The following is a 17,978-nucleotide window of genomic DNA, read 5'->3' on the forward strand; positions in this document are numbered from 1 at the left end:
CGAAAAGCGGCGGAGCATGAACGGTGAAACTCGTCTGGTCGCGCTTCGCGTTGTCCGATCGCGACGGCATTTTCAGCTACATCGAGGCCGAGAATCCCCGCGCCGCGGTTCATGTTGATGAACAGATTGCCGATGCCGCGCGGCGCCTGCTCGACTTTCCTGACAGTGGCCGGCCCGGGCGCGTCGCTGGCACGCGGGAGTTGGTCATTCCGCGCACACCTTATGTCGCGGCGTACCTTGTCGACGGTCAGACTGTTCGCATCTTGCGCGTGCTTCATGGCGCGCAGATGTGGCCCGACGAACTTACCAGTGACGATTGAGGTCGGCTCCGTATCGTATCCTGCGGCCGGAGTTGGATCCCTTCTTGCGGCGTTAGCTCTGGCTCGCGCGGACTTTCAGCGCCGGCCTCCTGCTCACGGCGAGCGCTGTCCGCCATCGTGTCCCTCGGCCGTTTCTTCTGGCACACCCCCCACGTCGTCCTCGATTTGGCATGTCTGACCGAAGGCCGTCGTCGCTAAAGCGCCGCCTCGCTCTTATCCCCGCAACAGCCGGTTACGACTTTCTTCCCCTGGCCGCTCGCGCGTCCATTCCTCGCGCAAGACAAGAAAGTCGTGCCCTGGCTGCCCTCTACTGCGTGCCGGCCCCTTCGGGGTGCGGGTCGATCGCCTCCGGTCTGTCGCCAGCCATCGAGGCCGCGATGGGCGCGGCCCGGGAAACTGAAAGGACACAACAATGGCGACCATCGGCACCTTCACCTCGACCGGCAACGGCTTCACCGGCACGGTTCGCACCCTCGCGCTCAATGCCAAGGCCAAGCTGGTTGGCTTGGCAGAAGACCGCCCGGGACACCGAGCGCGATTACCTCTCGGTCAAGCTGGACGATCCGAGCTTCCCCGCTCCGATCTACGCCACCCTGATCGAGGTGGAAGGCCAGGAAGGTCTCCAGCTCATCTGGTCCCGCCCCAGCCGGGATTGACGGCCCGACGCAGCGGCTCCGCCGAAAGGCGGGGCCGTCTGTATGTACGCACGCTCGATGCACCAGGCGCGGGGTATAGAGCCTGGTTAGTTTTGTCCTGCGAATTGCAGCCATCCCACGATGATCGTCCCGGTCAGTTTGAACTGACGGGCAAAGTCGTAGTTGGACTACGATAACTGACACTAATCTAAACGAGGAGAGCGACCGTTATCGATCTCGCACCAGGGGCAAGATTACAGAACTTCTGGGAAACCCCACCTGGCCTGCCCCCGTTGAATGACTGAGCACGGCTATCGCCATCTGCTCCGGGGCGGAGCATCGCATTGACTTGGCGGAACGTCCCATGACCAGTCGCCTCGCGCAGCCCTAGCTCGGCGACTTACCGTTGGGCGGCACCGACCGGAACGCTTGTCCGAAATGCGCCTACAATTTTCGGACAACCCACTCCCAAAATGCGCACTGCTCAAAATGCCCAGGCAATCGCGTCTTTGCTTAGAATGGAGTTGTCTAAAGAACCCCCCAGGCTCGATACCTTCCTCTGCCGGTCGCCTCACGCAGCCCGAGTTCGGCGACGAGATCGTGGGCGGCACGGGACGTGATTCCAAGTTCGGCCGCAATCATGCCGGCCGAGACGATCGGTCGGGTCAACACGTAGTTGACCAGCGCCGGCAGTTTTGAGGTGGCGCGGCGGCCGGCGAGTTTTCGCGTGAGCAGGTTTTTCGTCATCAGCCAGCGGTCGTGGTCCTTGCCACCAGTGTCGGCGGCAGCCGTGATCGCCTCAAGCTGCATGGCGAGCCGCGCCGCGGCGTCGCGCGGTCGCCGGCGTTCGCGCGGGATGGCTTTGAGCCCCTCATGCAGGCAGGGAAGATGCCAACGGGTCTTGCCGCGGGCGCGCAGCAGGTTAGCGGCGAGCAGCCGGCCGAGCCAGAGTGTGTGCTGCAGCGGTTCGATCGTGACCCAGGCGTCAGCCGCGAGCGCGGCCGCGAGCGTCGGCGGCAGTGTGTGGCTCTGGTCGACGATGGCGCGCCAGTCGTCGAGACGTTCGTCGTCGTCCCAGTCGAGATCGTACACCAGTGAGTCCCGCTCGGATCGGACCTGGCTCGCGCTGGCGAGCATCCGCTCGGTCTTGGCATTCGCGGCATCGACCGCCGCGAAAGTGGCGGCCAGATGCGGATCGATCTCGATGATGCCGAGCGCGCCATCGAGATCCTCCTCGTTCTGGTCCCCGCCCCCATCGTGGCCCATCGCTGCGTCGCCTTCCTTCCGGTTACTCTTCCCCTCCTTGGCCTGCTCACTCCGGCCGCGCAGCTCGGCGAGGCCGCCCGCAGATAGTGCCCAGTCGGGTTTCTCCGCGGCGATGCGACGGCGCGTGCGCAGGACTGTGTGGGCGCGGGTGAGCTCGTGAGTGGGGGCGCGAATGTCCATGCCTTCATCGTGAAGAACGAGATCTTCGAGGTGGACGAGCTCACCTTCCAGCCATAGACTCGCGCACGCATCGGTGAAGTGCGTTCGGCTGATCCACCCCTCGCGGATCGGACTTTTGGCGAGGCGCTCGTCGAGCCGGGCGAGTGCGTCCTCGGCGGAGGCGAGCGGACCGGCGATAGAGGCCCAGGGTAGCGGATCTGGGATTTGGTAGCCGGATGGCAAGGCCTTGATAACCTTAACGGGGATCGTCGAAACGGAAGCTATCATAGAAGTAGCTTCCGTCATAGCGATGCGTGTTCCCGCCGGGCCGGAAATCGCGCCCGCGGGCCTCTGAGGTCGACCAGAGACCGTCGCTGTCCCCTTCCCAGATGCCCTGCCATCTCGGATGCCGCTTGGCACCGGCTATGATAGGTCGGCGTTGCGATTGTCGAGGTGGAATGCATGAGCGAGTTTAGGCGAATTACGCAAGATCCCACCGTGATGGGCGGAAAACCCTGCATACGTGGGCAGCGCGTCACCGTCGGCATGATCGTGGGCCAGATCGGGGCCGACCGCAGTATCGATGCGCTGCTTGCCGACTATCCCTATCTCGCGCGCGAGGACGTGGTCGAGGCCTTGCGCTACGCCGCCTGGCGGGCCGAGGAGCGCGAGGTCAATCTGCAGCGCGCATCCTGATGCGATTCTTGATCGACAGGAACCTGTCGCCGAGCTGGGTTCCTCCTGAACGCGGTTCGAAGCGGTGCATTAGTCGGCATTGGGTGCGGTGGACGCGTCCGATCGCAGGCTGATGCAATGGGCTGCCCGAAGGCGCCTTGGCCTCCATCGATCCCGACCGCGCGCGGGGTGCGGATTTCTCCCACTCGGGTCGCAAATCACCGCTTGTTGCTAGTGTTGGACGTCGGAACGCAAAACAGCGATCTTGGCGGCAAGGAAGCCAGCAAATTCACCCCGCCAGGCACGAAATCGATCAGCGGACGCGCCCCGTGGAAGGTGCCCTCCCCTCCTCCGAACGCGCTCGCCCACCGGTTCCTACGCACCGGGCGCTCAGGCCTCGGTCGCCGTCAAGGTGTGGTCGTAGAGGCCATCGCGGAATGCCTTGTCGGCCGGTTTGTCGCTCTGCGGATTCCCCTTTGCCCTCAAATCGCGACAGAACTGCACGCCCAGGTCGACCAAGGAGGGCTTGCCCTGCTCATGCTCCAGTTCATGGGAGAGCGGCGTGTGCACGGCCTCGGTCAGTCCGATTTTCTTCGGCGCGGCGACCCTGCGGGCCAGCGTGTCGGTCTCCGGATTCTTGATATGGAAGGCCATCAGGCGCTCCTCTAGCGCCTGTCGTGTGTCCTTACCAACATTCCGGATACACCGCACGAAGGCCGAGGATACTCGCCAAATTTGATGGGAAAGCTCGTGACGGCTTATCGGAGGCCGAGATCTTTATGGTTAACATTCTATCAGTGCCCCCTCCTCGCCTTCCGGGCGCTTTTTGCGTCAAAACCACGCTCCTTGCCCCGACCAAACCACGGTCGAGGACAACCTCCTCCCGGCCCTCGCTTGGTGTGAATGGAGGGGACGAGTGTCGACAAATTCGACCCAAATCGCAGCGCAATTGTTGTCAGCTGACAACATCTGGCCCTTGCTTATCAGCGGCCAACAATGCTCTGCCGTGAAAGGTAGTATAACACCATTTTCGCTAGTCGGCGTTCGACTGCCCGATCAGTCTCATTCGACGTGCCGATTGGAGTCGTTGGTCGGCCTTGCTGCCAACGGAGGGCCGCTCCGATGCCGGACGTGTCGGATGGCTCCCTGATGAACTGGACCGAAGCAGTTGCGACGAGCTCGGCCTGCTCTGACAATGCACCGTCATGGCTCCATCCCGGTGCCAGCTTATTCCCCAAGGTCCGGCAGCGCGTTAGGCTGCCTGATCGGAACATCGGCATGTTTCGTTGCGCGGTCCGGACCAAGGGGATGGATGTTGTCAGCTGACAACAACCTATGAGTCTCCAGCGATAGAGGGCGCGCTCCAGGACATCGAAACCTCGTGCTCGGGATGGGATTCGATCCGAGCGCCGAACCTGCCTTACCGCAAGCTTGGACCCGTCCTAGCACAAGGCCGATCAGCAGCAGGGCGTGTAGGTCGAGGTGGTGACCCGACCGTACATTGCCATTCTTTGCCGCAACGGTTCGCAGGGGCCCCGATGTGGCGGGGCCGTTCCCAGCGCCGCGCCAGTGGTCGGCGATGCGGCTGGTGCTCCGCCTCGGTGCGGCCAGACGGCGCAGGAGCAAGCGTGGAGTCGATTGCTCGACGCCTGTCGTCCTGCGGAGACCTGTGACCGTGTAGTGCTCGCTCATGCCTAGGCCGAAGTTGCCGCAGTAACGCATCGAACACCGCGAGAGCCCAGCTTGCCGCTGGATCTAGCGGGCCAACATCGCGGACTTCACGCCGCCTGGATCCAGCCCGAGCGCCTGAGGCCAAGGTCAGGCGAAGCGGGGAGGGTGCTCTTCGTGAGACCGTCGGTCGCGACACGACCTTAGATTACGACGGAGGCGAACTTCGGCAACGGCTCGCTGGGAAGCCGGGAATCAAGGCGCTAGCGTTGCATAGATCAACCGCTCGCTAAGTAGGCGCCGGTGCGCGGCAACTGGGCCAGAAGCGAGGGAGTTTGTGCCCATGGAAGGCGGGCGCCGGCGCATCCGTACGGTAGCAACACTGATCGGTGCAGCAGGTAGCGAGGGTACAAAAATGACGGGGGCCCGTGCAGTCCCGCCGACTCACGCTATAGTTGAGGCTGCTCCACCGGCTGCGGCCTTGTTGTCAACGGTAACGCAATGCGCACAAAAAAGCCGCGACTCGCTGTTGGGCGCACCATCGAGCGTTAAGAACTCGTTAACCCTTTAGTTCTTGCCCAAATCATAGAATCGTGGCCATCTCTCAAGACGGACATTAAGCGTCTGACGCGCAGAAACCGTCTAGAGAAAGCAAATGGGTAGCTTAGCGGAAGATTCGGTTACGATGAGCGAGACTGCGTCCGCGCGGATCTCTCGGCATGCCGCCATTCTTTCCGGCCAGCTTCGCTCGCTCGCGACGACACTTTTCCCGCCTTCGGCGAGCAAGTCTCTGCGCTCGTTCACCTCTGGGGAGGTCGCCCGAATTGCGGGTGTATCCGATGGGTACCTTCGACAACTTTCTCTCGACGGACTTGGACCGACCCCAACCACGGGAATCGGAGGCCGGCGATCTTATACCTTGGCTCAGATTCATGAGTTGCGCGGGTATCTAGCCACCGCACGGCCTCGCGAAGCATTAGAATTTCTCCCGCGCCGGCGCCCAGGCGATAAGCTCCAAATCATCACCGTCGCCAACTTCAAAGGTGGCTCCGCCAAGACGACGACGGCACTGTACCTTTCGCAATACCTCGCCCTTGCCGGCTTTCGGGTCCTCGCGATTGACCTCGATCCGCAGGCTTCGCTGTCAGCAATGTTCGGCTACCAGCCCGAGTTTGACATCGCGGCGAACGAAACCCTCTACGGCGCCATACGATATGACGAGCACCGGCGGCCAATGCGCGAGGTCGTTCGGCCGACCTATTTTGACGGGATAGGTCTCGTGCCAGGCAATCTCGAGCTTATGGAGTTCGAGCACACTACGCCTCGAGCAATGGTCGAGCGGCGTGAACGCGGACACGACCTATTCTTTCGCCGTGTCGCCAGCGCCATCGACCAGGTTGCCGACGACTATGACGTCGTCGTCATCGACTGCCCACCCCAACTTGGTTACTTGACCATGGGCGCGCTAAACGCGGCGACCGCTATGCTCGTGACCGTCCATCCTCAGATGGTCGATGTCGCATCTATGAGCCAATTTCTCCTCATGACGTCGGACCTCATGTCCGTCATCGAGGAAGCTGGCGGGCGACTCGATCACGATTTCATTCGGTATGTCATCACGCGCCACGATCCCAATGACGTGCCCGAAGCGCAAATCGTGGCTCTCCTCCGCACCCTTTTTGGATCGGATGTGCTCCAGGCCACAGTGTGGAAATCGACGGCGATCGCCAATGCCTGCCTCACGAAGCAATCACTTTATGAGCTGGAGCGCGGCGCCGTGGGGCGGGGCGCCTACGACCGGGCATTGGAATCGGTCGACGCGGTCAATGCCGAAATCGCGCAACTTCTCAAGAAGGTGTGGGGTCGATGAGCAAACGTACTGACACTATCAAGAGCCTTTTCACGGCCCCACAATCAACTGCGTTGTCAGCTGACAACATGCCCGGTGCCCTGCCGCGGGTCTCGTCAGGCTCGGTCCGCTCGTTGAAAGACTCTTTTTCCGAAGTCGAGAAGGAGAACGAGGAGCTTCGCGAAAGAATCGCATCCGGGGCTATGATCCTTGAAATCGACCCCGCGCTTATCGATCCGTCCCCGCTGGCCGACAGGTTTCGCGACCAGGATGATAGCTCGTTCGAGGCACTTAAGCAGTCGATCGCACAGCGTGGTCAAGAGGTGCCCATTCTCGTTCGGGAGCACCCTGAAGCAAAAGGGCGCTACCAGAGTGCGTATGGTCATCGCCGCGTTCGCGCCACACGCGAACTAGGCATTTCGGTCAAAGCGATCCTGCGAGTGCTGTCGGATGAAGCGCTTGTCGTGGCGCAAGGACTCGAGAACGCACCACGTGAAGATCTGAGTTTCATTGAGCGCGCTACCTTCGCGATGCATATCGAAGATGCCGGACATAGCCGGTCAATCGTGCAAGATGCTTTGTCGATTGATCGGGCGGAGGCCTCGAAACTCCTTGCCGTGGCCCGGTCAGTTCCAACCGATGTTATTCAAGCCATCGGGAAGGCTCCGAAAGTTGGCCGCGGCCGCTGGCAGTCGTTCGCTGACTTGATCAAGGATGCCGCGGCGCTCAAACGTGTCAGAGCGGCGATCGCTGAACCGAAGTTTGCAGAGCGAGAAACCGACGCTCGATTTCTTGCAGCATTCTCAGCAGCCAGCCGTCCATCTTCCGCGGAGACATCGAAGCCATTGGAAGAGAAGCCGGTCTTTTCCGCATCTGGCGACAAGATTGCGCACGTGCGTCACGCGGAGCGCGAATTGAAGCTTACCCTCGACAAGAATGTCTCGACGACATTTGCGGCATTTCTTGTCGAGCAAATCCCGGCCCTGTTCGACGCCTTTTCAAAGACGAGCGGCGGTCAGGAAACCAGCGAGGCCTAACGGCCTCGTCCCGTAAACACGAACCAGGAGCAGACAAGGCAAAAGAAAAAGGCCCCCGAAACGGAGTTCCGGAAGCCCTTCTCTTCAAGTTTGGCGACTGACAGAGAATCACTTTCGCGAATCGCAGTCAAGAGTTTCTACGCGATTTTGTCGTCGTTTCGGCGAGCAGGTTTCCTTTGCCCAGCTGAGGCAAAGACATGCAGTCACACTCTCCAACGACGCCTTTTGGGCGGCGATCGTTGACGCTTGCCCATGTGGCAAGCCAAATGATCGCAACCGAACGTCCCCCCGAAAAGATCGTGCACAAGTGGAAGATCTTCCACGCCATCTGCACGGCACGGCCGCGCCTTGGGGTGTCGGAGCGCTCGCTCTCGGTGTTAAACGCGCTCCTGACCTTCCATCCTGAGACCGCGCTGACAGGGGAGGATGATCTGATCGTCTTCCCGTCGAACCATCAGCTCAGTCGTCGGGCGCACGGCATGCCGGCGTCGACGCTGCGGCGCCACCTCGCCGTGCTGGTCGACGCGGGACTGATCGTTAGGCGCGACAGTCCAAATGGCAAGCGCTATGCGCGGAAGGACGATGCCGGCGAAATCGAGCTCGCCTTCGGCTTCGATCTGTCGCCGCTTGTCGTGCGCTCTGAGGAGTTCGAGAGCCTGGCGGCTGATATTGAAGCTGAGGCCCGCGCCCTTAAGCTGGTGCGTGAGCGGATCACGCTGTGCCGACGCGACATCGCGAAGATGATTGCAACCGGCATTGAGGAAGGTGTCCCGACACGACGGGCAGGGCAGGGGCCTGCCGATTGGCAGGAGGTGCATGCCGCATTCCGCGCAATGGTCGCTCAGATTCCGCGCACCGCGACGCGCCAGGAGCTCGAGCCGATCGCCGACGAGCTGTCGCAACTTGCTGATGACGTGCTCAATCTTCTGGAAGCACACATCAAATCCAAGAATCCGAGCGCCAATGAGTCCCATTCTGAGCGCCACATACAGAATTCAAATCCAGACGCCCCTATTGATCTTGAACCTCGCCTTCGAGAAGGCAGGGCGGCGAGAGTTGAGCCTAAACCTCAACCATCGCGAGTCGCCGAGAGTACGTATCCGTTGGGAATGGTCCTAAGTGCATGTCCGGACATCGTCGATTATGCGAAGGGCGGAATTTCGAACTGGCGCGATTTCCTGGCGACGGCGGCGGTCGTTCGATCCATGCTTGGGATCAGTCCTAGCGCCTGGGAGGAGGCGCAGACCGTGATGGGCGAGACCCAAGCTGCAATCGTGGTCGGCTGCATCCTGCAGCGAGGGGACGCGATCCGTTCCGCGGGCGGATATTTGCGCGGCCTGACACGAAAAGCCGAAGCCGGCGAATTCTCGCTCGGACCAATTCTGATGTCGCAGATCAACTCACGGCTCCATGAAAAACGAACGGCCTGACGGATGGGGAAGCGTCTCTTTGCGCCACCGCCTCGGGCTGATGCGTGGTCTGAGGCAGAATTTCATAAGGCTTTGGCTGCCGCGTCAGATCCAATTTCTCTCATCAGGGCGCCCGCGCAGGAGACTCGCGACCCCGAGATCGTCCGTGGGCGATTGCGTACCCGGGCGTCATGCGCTGGCGGCCGGTCGATCGAGGGGTCGTTTTGCCGAGGGATCGTATCCTTTGGGAATGGTCCTCGACGCGTATCTCCCGACATCGTCGATTACGCCAAGGGCGGGATTTTCTCGCGACCGCGGCCGTCGTTCGATCGACGCTCGGGATCAGCCCTAGTGCCTGGGAAGCGGCGCAAACAGACATGGGCGAGGTGCCCGCCGCCGTCGTCGCGTGCATCCTGCAGAGCGGGGCCGAGATCAATTCCGCCGGCGGCTATCTGCGCGGTCTGACGCGAAAATCCGAGTTCGGCGATTTTTCGCTTGGCCCGATCCTGATGGCGCAGATTAATTCTCGGCGGCGGAACAAGAAGCGGGCGTGAGACGAGGAGGCGCCGCTCCCAGACCTTGCCTTTTTCGTGTGATCGAAGGTGCCCGCGCTGACCCGGCTGCACTGTGTCGGCGCAAAGCTGTTCGGAGAGATCGTCATGGCAAAATGCACTCCAATCATCCTCACGCCGTTCTTCCAGCTTCGCGATGAAAACGTCGTGGAGCGACGGATGTACGTCGCAGGGTTCACCGACGAGGCGGGCGAGGCCTGGGGAACGCTGGTTCCGTTGGATGCGGAGATGGTCGAGGGCGCCGTTCTGGGACAGCAGATATTCACTGCCTGGTGCAACTCTGACGGCCGTATCCAGCTACAGCCGAACAGCGATGGCCTGTTTGAAGAGCTTCTGGAGAAGGGCCGATTGAAGGAGACACCCCTCGATGAACTCGTTGCCGAAGCCATCGAGCAGGGCAAGAATGAACCGAATGATGACATCCTCGATATGTTCGAGACCCTGCATGAGCGGCTGGTGCGGGCGCAGGGCATGGTCGCTGACGAGATTGCGCGGCGCAGGCGATGATTCGTCGCACCGCGTCTGCACTGGCGCGGTTCAATGCTGCAGGGCTGACTCGTCGAGAGAGGGCGGTGAAGAACCCTCGGTGGCGTTGCGTGACGTCCGATAAGGCTCCGCTCTCGGGAGCGGAGTGCGGTTCCAACTTTTCGAGCATCAAACAGCGGCCGATGCCCGATACCGCGATTACTTCTGGGCCGCTACATCTTTGGCAGCCGAGAGGCGTTGCGCCTCTTTTAGTGCGGCAGTTTTTGTCTTGAACGGACCGATGTCGTTCTCTCCAGTGTCAGGCAGCCAAGCGGGGAGGAACCACCACCCGCCGGGCTTCCCATAGCTGGCCGTGCTTCGGATCGATCCGACGCCTTCGGCGATGAACCAGCCAGGGTCGATTCCGTCTCGTTGCCATGAGATTTCCGACATTGTCTGTGTCCTTCCTCGATAGGAGGTGCAGATCGACTCTAAATCATATTCCCGAGTTCTGCGACGATAGACCGAGTCGATGACCGGCATGTCCACTCCCGCCAGTACCTTTGATGTCTCGCAGGATGGGCGGCACGGATGCGGAGGGCGATATTGCATCCACATGGCGGGCACGTCACTGGCCTCGTTATCAATGTTGCGATGCAATCTCGACGACGCCCCGAGTTTGCTGATGGCGACGATCTCCATTGCGGGTGACGACGCGTGGTCTAGGTGCATGGCTAAGGTGAACTGCGTTTTGCTGCTGCGCCCGTTGCCTTGAGATCCGAATTGCTGAATCGATTAGGGCCGCCTGTCTTCATTCCATGTGTTTTCCCCGACGGGCGTGCCCATCTGCGTCCTCGATAGAGGCTGGTCTGACCGAAGGCCGATCCCGCTTCGCGGGCTCTCGATCTTGTCCCCGCAACGTCCGTCCTCGACTTTCTTCCCCTGGCGCTGCGCGCCATTCCTCGCGGTCCAAGAAAGTCGCTGCCGGCCGCCCTCCATTTCATTTCGGCCCTGTGGGTGCAGGTCGATCGCCTCCGGTCTCACGACCGCCATCGAGGTCGCGATAGGCGCGGCCCGAGAAAAACAAGGGGTAGAGTAGGCGTGCAGCGCCATACCGCCTCGCGGCGGCTGGTTTCTGCACGCCTCTCGCCGAACCGGACGTGCCAGTTTCCCGGCATCCGGCTCTCCATGCGCGACTTACGTCGCGGGTGTCGTCAATCCGGCGAGGTGGTTGAGCGCGTTCCACGACGCCGCCACATGTGTGCGGCCTCGCGGTTCAGGCGAGTCATCCCAGCCGTTCGTGATCATGATGCCTCGCCACGGATACGGCATGGTGCCGCCCGTGGCGAAGCTGCGAAGTCGCACGTGTCCCTCGCCCCAAACAAGTTTACGCTCGTTTGTTTCGCTGGATACACGATAGCGACGCAGTGTCCGCCACGCCGCTTTGCGATGCTTCTTGCGCAGCCAGCGCAACACCCGGTTCGACAGCCACCAATCCAGCTTGCTGAACTCGCGTGAAGCTCCCGTGGCGTGGCGGTAGTAGGTCCGCCAACCAAGGATGATCGGGTTGAGCTCTCGAATGAGCTGGGTCAACGACTCTCCTGTTGGATAGGTCGTGATCCGAGCCTTGATCGCGTCTCGCAATCTCTGCACTTTCCCTTTCGGAATGTACAGATTCCCGACACGATGCCTGGTACGGAGCGCCGTCGTCTGGATGATGCGATAGCCGAGGAAGTCGAACCCATCCGCGACACCGGTGATCAAGGTTTTCTCAAGGGATAGCTCCATGCGAAGCTCCTGCATGAGGAACGTCGCAAGTTTGTCGCGCTCGGCCATGGCCTCGTCCGCCGTGCCCGTAACCAGAATAACGAAGTCGTCCGCGTAGCGGGCGATCTGGAATGTCGGGCGTCCCCGTTTGCGGTCATAGTGCCGCCTGTCAGCGGCATTCTGCAGCCGTTCGCGGGGTCGTGGTGTCCATCGTCCGTATCGCTCGTCGAGGGACGTCAGATAGACGTTCGCCAAGAGCGGCGACAGGACACCGCCTTGCGGCGTGCCTGTGATAGGATGACGGACCGTGCCTTCGACCAAGATACCTGCTTTCAGGAACGCGAGTACGAGCCGCAGGACCTTGCGATCCCCGATGCGGCGGCGCGCCCGCTCCATCAGCAGATGATGATCAATGGCGTCGAAACAGCCCTTGATGTCGCCTTCGATGACGAAGCGGACCGGTGATGGTCCGTGGATCGTCGGGTGCAGATGTTTCTGCACTACCGCAAGCGCATCGTGGGTGCTCCGTCCACGCCGGAACCCAAACGAAGTCGGGTAGAAGTCCGCCTCGAAGATGGGCTCCAGAACGAACTTGAGAGCCATTTGCACCAGTCGATCTTTCAGCGTCGGGATGCCGAGCGGGCGGAATCGTCCCGGCTTGCCTGCCTTCGGAATCAACCGTTGGCGAACAAGTTCGGGCTTATAGATTCCAGTGCGCAGCTCCTCGCGGATTTCCTCGAGAAACTGTGTTACGCCACCGGGCCGCTGTTCGATCTTGTGCCGCGTCATCCCGTCCGTGCCCGGCGTTTGGCTCCCCTTGTTGCGGGCAAGCCTCTGCCAAGCATGGCCGAGAGTGCGGCGATCACACACCAGATTGAACAAGTCGGCGAACCCCTTTTCGGGGGCCGCGTTGCTCCACCTATACAGCTTGCGCTGCATGTCGAGGACAAACGCGGTATTCACCGCGTCGGGCTTCATGTGCCCACCTCCTGCCGGCTTGCTGTACTTACTGTCTCCCTTTGCCATGTGGACAGCTTTCCCGTCCTCGGACTACTACGGAGACTCCGCCCCCCGCGATGACATTCATCGGTCATCTCGATCATCTTCGACTTGGAAGTCGAAGAAATCATCGCGAGGTTCCCAGGTTCACTCAATGATCCCTCGTCCGTTGTAGGAGCCGACTCTACCCCGTGTGGATTCCGAGCTTTGGCCACCGCAGGCTGGGCCAAAACTTGGCGCGCGGTGATCCGCACGTCCCTGATCCGCGTCTCATCAGCGCGGATCGGCGCTCCACCGACCTTGCGGTCGTCCCACCCACTTCCGGTTTGGTGAGGTCCATGTTCTACCGGGGCTTCTACCATCGGTTCGGTTACCCTTTCCGTGACGGACACGCTCGCCGGACTGGCCAAGGGCGGAAGTCCCCAGCCATCCGGCTTTGACGGGTTCTGCTGATGTATGGCGCGCCGGAGACACCCGGCTTGCCTCACCCGTCAGCTTCGCTCCCCGCGCCGCGGCGCGTTGAGGGCAGGGTCTTCCACCCTGCGGGGCATTGAATGCGCGTGTCGGATCCCACCCGACACTCCTGGCGCACAATGAGACAATGGCTACGATCGGTACTTTCACCTCCACGGGCAATGGCTTCTCCGGCGCGATCAAGACACTCAACCTCAACGTCAAGGCCAAACTGATCCGCGTCGAAAATCCTTCCGACAAGGGACCGCACTTCCGCATCTACTCGGGCAACGTTGAGTTGGGTGCGGCCTGGCAGAAGACCGCCAAGGACACCGAGCGCGACTACCTCTCCGTCAAGCTGGACGATCCGAGCTTCCCCGCTCCGATCTACGCCACCCTGACCGAGGTCGAGGGTGCCGATGGCCTCCAACTGATCTGGTCCCGGCCGAACCGGGACTGAGCTCAGCCAGCGGGCTCCGCCGCAAGGCGGGGCCTGCTTCCCTTCGACAGGTGATGCGATCATGACCATCGACACCATTGAAGAATTGCGCGCTGAGCTGCGCGAATGCGTCTTCACGCCGGCGGAGCGCAAGGCGCTTGAAGTGCAACTCGCCGAGCTGATCCGGCAACGCAACCAGCCAACCACGTCCGGCGACGCATCGCCCGCCGATCAGCGGTTCTCCACCGCCGGGGCATAGCCCCCGGCGTCGCCTTGTCCGCTCGAGCCGGTCAAACGCCTCGCCGGCTCTCGCTCTGTCGTCGAAGGATTGCATCATCGTCTGATCGTTCGTGCCGATCCGACCCCAGTTGCGGACCACCGCCACGCCACCGAACAATCTTGGCTGTAAGGACACAGGTAGAGCCACGCATATTTGGGGGCTGCGTCGGTACGACGAAGATGGACAGGGTCCGGCGGAAGCTGCGGCATCCAGCGTCATCCGGAGTCGGCTTCCAATTGGATTGTTGAATCGAACAAGGGCGATCGGTTCATTTTCCCGATGGGTCGATTGCAGGTGCACGCGCGATCCCTCGTGGGGGCAGTTGAAGCGACGCCGGCGAGCCCCGAGCATGAGCCATTCGGCGTGCCGGCCCGGCCAGATTCAGCTCCCATTCTGGCCCGTTCTCTGGCATTTTCCGTCCGATCAGAGGACACGCCATGCCGAGCCGGATTCCACTCGACCCGAAACTGCCCAAGGCCTTTGACGCGACGCCGAACGAAGCGCGGAGCAAGACACAGCTCGATCAATGGTGGGATCGTCCCTACGGCCTCACCCGTCCGGATGGTCGCATCGAGGTTCGATGCCTGAACGGCGGAGCATGGGACCGCTCGACCCATCTCGGCATTGCGGATGACTACGATGCTGCCTGCGCATTGGCCGAAGCCAAGCAGGCCGAATGGCTGCGATTCCGCGAGCAGCCCTGTACTTGTCTTGACGAAGGCCGGGTGACGGTGGTCCGACAGCCGCAGCGGCCCGACGAGGAGATGCTGGAGCTCGCTTCGTTCTCGACGGCGGAGGCCGCGACTGAGTACCTGCGCGCCAATTTCCCGGAACCATCTTCCTCGCGATAACCGCTCCGAGGGCGTGGGGCGAGCCCCTTCGGGGACGGCTCTACTCGCGCCGCCAACGGCGGCGCTCCCGGAGCCCGCACGCGGTCTCCGCGCATGCGCGTGACGATCCTCTCGCAGGCCGTGGACACATCTTTCGATCGTCAATCAAGTCCCGGAGCCTTTTTTCCGGTGGAACCTGTTTTCACCGACACACGCCTGCATGTCGGCGCGTCGGAACCAGATGGCGCGGCCGCATCGCAGCGGCGGATTGCCGGCCGTGAAGATGATCTGTTCGTCGGTTCACATGCGCAGCACTTCGTCGCCATGATCAGCGGGCGGCGGGCGAGTTGCTTCGATCGTGTCCGCGACGAAGCCGACATTTGCGAGAAATGGCTGAGCTGATCGACCTCCACGGTCGGGTCGCCGCAGCGCTTCGAGATATAGTCCGCTGTCTCGGGATCGTTGATCGCCGAGGACGAGATCCAGGACGCCGCTTTCGAACCATTTGCTCGTCGCATCGCGGCCGCCATAGGTTTCGCGCTTCTTGTCGATCAACTGGCAGAGCATCAGCAGGTTGATGCCGTATTTGCGCCCGAGGGTGCCGCGCGGTTCTTGCCGTCGTCCAGGTTTGGTGGGCGTCGGCTCCGTCTCGTCTTCCCACACTATACGAGATTGCGAGGTGGCACTGGCTCAGAACGTGTTGGTTTGAACCAACACGGCCACGCGCACACGCATTTGGTTTTCGTTGTCTTGCTTCAACTCCGGTGTGCGCCTGTCCAATCGATGCGAACTCATTTCGACTGAGCGCCTCGTTCCTATGTGGCTCGGCCCACCTGACTCATCTGGCAGGGGATTTTGTGCCTGGCTTTCAGGATTCTGCCGCGTGGTGTTCGCACTGGGCGTTGGTTCAAACCAACACCCGGGATGAAGAGGCCGGTCAAATCAGGACCGAGCCGGTAGGCGAATCGCGGTCTGGAGGAACATGGATGAAACGGGCGCAGATGGTTGCACCAAGGTCGACCCGGTGAACACAATCGTCATCAACAACCAAAAGGGCGGCGTCGGCAAGACGACGCTTGCCGTGCATCTGGCCTGGTTCATGGCGGAAGCGGGCCGCCGGGTTCTGATGATCGATGTTGATGCGCAGGGCAACGCGACCGACACGCTCAAGCAGCATACAGGGTCGATTTCGGCGGCCGACCTCTTCAAGCCAGCGACCCGTTTTGTCGCCGGGGAAAACAACGGCATCACACTGGCGCCGGCCGACAGCTCCCTGACGGATATCGATCGCGGCAATGCTGCAGCTGTCATGACCCTTCAGCAGAACCTTGCCGATGCCGCCGGCCGGTTCGATATCTGCGTGATCGACACCCCGCCATCGCTTGGCCTTCGCAGCGTCGCCTGCCTGGTCGCCGCCTCGCATGTGTTGGCGCCGATTTACCTGGAAGATTATTCCGTAAAGGGCGTCAAAGCGCTGATGCAGACCGTGATCGGTGTGCAACGACGCTACGGTCGTCAGGACACGCGATTCCTCGGTCTGCTGCCGTCGAACTTTAATACCAAGTCGCCGCGCCAACGAACACACTTGGAGCAGTTGTTGCGCGAAGCTGGCAAGTACGTGTTCCCAGGCCAGATCGTTGCACGGGACGGCTATGCCGAAGCCGTCGCAGAGCGGGTGCCGGTGTGGAGCTTGAAGCGTCGCTCGGCGCAAGAAGCGGGTCGGGAAATTCGCGCGGTTCTTGCCAAGATCGCAGAACGGCTCGATCAGGAGACGACGAATGACGCTTGATCTCAGCTTCAAAGAGCTCGTCGACGTCGCGGCAAACCCGGGCACAGCAAGCGGGCGGCCGCTCCTGGTCGCGATTGACTGCATCGACGAAGACCCCGATCAACCACGCCGCACCTTCAGCGAACAGGAATTGGAGGAGCTCTCCCAATCGATTGCCGAACATGGCGTACTGCAACCCATTGTGCTTCGCCGTTCTAGTGAAGATGGACGCTATGTCATCGCCATGGGCGCGCGCCGGTATCGCGCCGCGCAGCGCGCCGGGCTGCGTGAAATTCCCGCATTCGTTCAAGACGTCGCCTTGCCCGACCGATACGCTCAGATGATCGAGAATATCCAGCGCGATGATCTGCGCGCGCCTGAGATCGCGAGGTTCATCGCAGACCGATTGGACGCCGGCGATTCCCAGGCGGAAATCTCGCGCAAGCTAGGCAAGCCAAGAGACTGGGTGTCGCGTTACGCCTCGGTTCAGAGCATGCCGGAATTCCTTCGGGCGCGACTTGAGGGCACTTCGATCCGTGCTCTTTATGAGCTCTACCAGGCCTGGCGCACGCACCCCGACGAGATCGAGCGGCTATGTGCGAGGCAGGACAGCTTTACCGACGCGCAGGCTCGGCAGCTGGCCCGGGACGTGCGCGCGCAAGCAGGCGGCGCCATTCCCCGGAATGACTTGCCTGCTAGACGACCTCGATCCGAAAAATCCGATCTCCTCCCGGAAGCAGTGCTCCCGCGCAACGATTTGAACGACCGCGAAGCGGCAACTGAGGATCAGCCGCCAAAAACCCGCGTCGTTTCGCAATCGAGGTCGGCAGCATCGCTGGCAATCAGGGTTCGGTACCAGAACCGGCTCGGTCAGCTTGTTGTCGATCGGCTCGCGGTGCAAGGCTCCCGTCACGCTGTGGTGTTTGTCGACGGCGCGGACCACGAAGAAGAAGTTCCAGCATCGGCGCTTACAATCGAGGAGATCCTGTCGAGATGAACTCGTTCGACACTTTCGCTGCCGCGGCGGCAGACTATCGGTGTGGGCCGGCGGAGCGACGTTCCCATCCGAAGGATGGCGCGTTAGCGCAGGAGCCGAAGGCCGAACGCGCTCCCCACAGCGCCGTAGAGAGGCCGCAGGCTGCTGGAAAGTCGCGGCCCACAGTCCCGGTGTCAGTCAGAGCTTTCGTTTCCTTTGCCGGCGGATCGGTATTTGCGATGCTTAATCCGCCAAGTGACCGCCGCGAGCAGAATTCGGCACAGAGAGCAGCGGCCCTCGATCGCTTTACCCTGGCGAGCGCTGAATGCGGAGAGTGTTGGTTTGAACCAACATCAAGGGGCAAATTTTTTTGCTTTCTAGTGCAGGATAGGCTTCGCGCCAGCGATGTAT

General features: G+C 61.5%; 16 protein-coding genes and 3 pseudogenes. 13 read left to right on the forward strand and 6 right to left on the reverse strand.

Translation table 11 applies throughout. The features are described 5' to 3' along the window. Positions 1 to 23 precede the first annotated feature (23 nt). Together ACVIJ6_RS37925 and ACVIJ6_RS37930 are read left to right on the forward strand one after the other, a co-directional pair. On the forward strand, positions 24 to 320 hold the full coding sequence (locus tag ACVIJ6_RS37925) for a type II toxin-antitoxin system RelE/ParE family toxin (protein ID WP_169335363.1): 297 nt from the start codon (positions 24 to 26) through the stop codon (positions 318 to 320). Between the two features lie 412 nt (positions 321 to 732). Beyond that, positions 733 to 976 (forward strand): annotated as a pseudogene (locus ACVIJ6_RS37930) (DUF736 domain-containing protein). Between the two features lie 507 nt (positions 977 to 1,483). Here the strand turns inward: ACVIJ6_RS37930 and ACVIJ6_RS37935 are convergent. Further along, complete coding sequence (locus ACVIJ6_RS37935) at positions 1,484 to 2,668, reverse strand: RHE_PE00001 family protein (RefSeq protein ID WP_250173142.1); 1,185 nt, start codon at positions 2,666 to 2,668, stop codon at positions 1,484 to 1,486. Positions 2,669 to 2,842: 174 nt separating this feature from the next. On the opposite strand from ACVIJ6_RS37935, the gene ACVIJ6_RS37940 reads away from it, so the two are divergent. After that, positions 2,843 to 3,076: a DUF433 domain-containing protein gene (locus ACVIJ6_RS37940; protein WP_250173141.1), complete on the forward strand. Its 234-nt coding sequence runs from the start codon at positions 2,843 to 2,845 to the stop codon at positions 3,074 to 3,076. A gap of 369 nt (positions 3,077 to 3,445) precedes the next feature. On the opposite strand, the gene ACVIJ6_RS37945 is transcribed toward ACVIJ6_RS37940, so the two are convergent. Continuing rightward, positions 3,446 to 3,709, reverse strand: a complete 264-nt coding sequence (locus ACVIJ6_RS37945) for a type II toxin-antitoxin system VapB family antitoxin (RefSeq protein WP_250173140.1) — start codon at positions 3,707 to 3,709, stop codon at positions 3,446 to 3,448. Between the two features lie 1,669 nt (positions 3,710 to 5,378). Between ACVIJ6_RS37945 and repA the strand changes: the two genes are divergently transcribed. From repA to ACVIJ6_RS37970, 5 genes are all read left to right on the forward strand, one after another. After that, positions 5,379 to 6,593, forward strand: a complete 1,215-nt coding sequence (gene repA / locus ACVIJ6_RS37950) for a plasmid partitioning protein RepA (protein ID WP_250173139.1) — start codon at positions 5,379 to 5,381, stop codon at positions 6,591 to 6,593. After that, complete coding sequence (gene repB / locus ACVIJ6_RS37955) at positions 6,590 to 7,609, forward strand: plasmid partitioning protein RepB (RefSeq protein WP_250173138.1); 1,020 nt, start codon at positions 6,590 to 6,592, stop codon at positions 7,607 to 7,609. Before repA ends, repB begins: the two co-directional genes overlap by 4 nt. Before the next feature lie 197 nt (positions 7,610 to 7,806). Beyond that, positions 7,807 to 9,039, forward strand: a complete 1,233-nt coding sequence (repC, locus tag ACVIJ6_RS37960) for a plasmid replication protein RepC (protein ID WP_250173137.1) — start codon at positions 7,807 to 7,809, stop codon at positions 9,037 to 9,039. Positions 9,040 to 9,242: 203 nt separating this feature from the next. Then, positions 9,243 to 9,572, forward strand: coding sequence for a replication initiation protein RepC (repC, locus tag ACVIJ6_RS37965; protein ID WP_456777190.1), 330 nt, complete (start codon positions 9,243 to 9,245; stop codon positions 9,570 to 9,572). A 48-nt stretch (positions 9,573 to 9,620) separates the two neighbouring features. Then, positions 9,621 to 10,097, forward strand: coding sequence for a hypothetical protein (locus ACVIJ6_RS37970; protein WP_250173135.1), 477 nt, complete (start codon positions 9,621 to 9,623; stop codon positions 10,095 to 10,097). A 177-nt stretch (positions 10,098 to 10,274) separates the two neighbouring features. Here ACVIJ6_RS37970 and ACVIJ6_RS37975 read toward each other — a convergent pair whose 3' ends face one another. Together ACVIJ6_RS37975 and ltrA are read right to left on the reverse strand one after the other, a co-directional pair. Continuing rightward, the gene (locus tag ACVIJ6_RS37975) at positions 10,275 to 10,757 is read right to left on the reverse strand and encodes a hypothetical protein (RefSeq protein ID WP_409880819.1); all 483 of its coding nucleotides are present in this window, start codon (positions 10,755 to 10,757) and stop codon (positions 10,275 to 10,277) included. Between the two features lie 495 nt (positions 10,758 to 11,252). Continuing rightward, positions 11,253 to 12,800, reverse strand: coding sequence for a group II intron reverse transcriptase/maturase (ltrA, locus tag ACVIJ6_RS37980; RefSeq protein WP_250173133.1), 1,548 nt, complete (start codon positions 12,798 to 12,800; stop codon positions 11,253 to 11,255). A gap of 622 nt (positions 12,801 to 13,422) precedes the next feature. Between ltrA and ACVIJ6_RS37985 the strand changes: the two genes are divergently transcribed. Together ACVIJ6_RS37985 and ACVIJ6_RS37990 are read left to right on the forward strand one after the other, a co-directional pair. Continuing rightward, complete coding sequence (locus ACVIJ6_RS37985; protein WP_209946377.1) at positions 13,423 to 13,734, forward strand: DUF736 domain-containing protein; 312 nt, start codon at positions 13,423 to 13,425, stop codon at positions 13,732 to 13,734. A gap of 61 nt (positions 13,735 to 13,795) precedes the next feature. Continuing rightward, positions 13,796 to 13,972, forward strand: a complete 177-nt coding sequence (locus ACVIJ6_RS37990) for a hypothetical protein (RefSeq protein WP_409880666.1) — start codon at positions 13,796 to 13,798, stop codon at positions 13,970 to 13,972. Positions 13,973 to 14,032: 60 nt separating this feature from the next. On the opposite strand, the pseudogene ACVIJ6_RS37995 reads toward ACVIJ6_RS37990, so the two are convergent. Continuing rightward, a pseudogene (locus tag ACVIJ6_RS37995) lies at positions 14,033 to 14,344 on the reverse strand (WGR domain-containing protein); the annotation flags it as partial. 86 nt (positions 14,345 to 14,430) lie between these two features. Between ACVIJ6_RS37995 and ACVIJ6_RS38000 the strand changes: the two are divergent. Next, positions 14,431 to 14,844 (forward strand): hypothetical protein, encoded by a 414-nt coding sequence (locus ACVIJ6_RS38000; protein WP_409880664.1) that lies wholly within the window; start codon positions 14,431 to 14,433, stop codon positions 14,842 to 14,844. A 144-nt stretch (positions 14,845 to 14,988) separates the two neighbouring features. Here the strand turns inward: ACVIJ6_RS38000 and ACVIJ6_RS38005 are convergent. Beyond that, positions 14,989 to 15,417: pseudogene (locus ACVIJ6_RS38005) on the reverse strand (type IV secretory system conjugative DNA transfer family protein); the annotation flags it as partial. A 388-nt stretch (positions 15,418 to 15,805) separates the two neighbouring features. On the opposite strand from ACVIJ6_RS38005, the gene ACVIJ6_RS38010 reads away from it, so the two are divergent. Both ACVIJ6_RS38010 and ACVIJ6_RS38015 read left to right on the forward strand, forming a co-directional pair. Next, on the forward strand, positions 15,806 to 16,612 hold the full coding sequence (locus ACVIJ6_RS38010) for a ParA family protein (RefSeq protein WP_409880663.1): 807 nt from the start codon (positions 15,806 to 15,808) through the stop codon (positions 16,610 to 16,612). Beyond that, the gene (locus ACVIJ6_RS38015; protein ID WP_409880662.1) at positions 16,602 to 17,588 is read left to right on the forward strand and encodes a ParB/RepB/Spo0J family partition protein; all 987 of its coding nucleotides are present in this window, start codon (positions 16,602 to 16,604) and stop codon (positions 17,586 to 17,588) included. The genes ACVIJ6_RS38010 and ACVIJ6_RS38015 overlap by 11 nt, the downstream gene beginning before the upstream one ends. Positions 17,589 to 17,978: the final 390 nt, after the last annotated feature.

The sequence above is a fragment of the Bradyrhizobium sp. USDA 4369 genome (assembly GCF_054056435.1).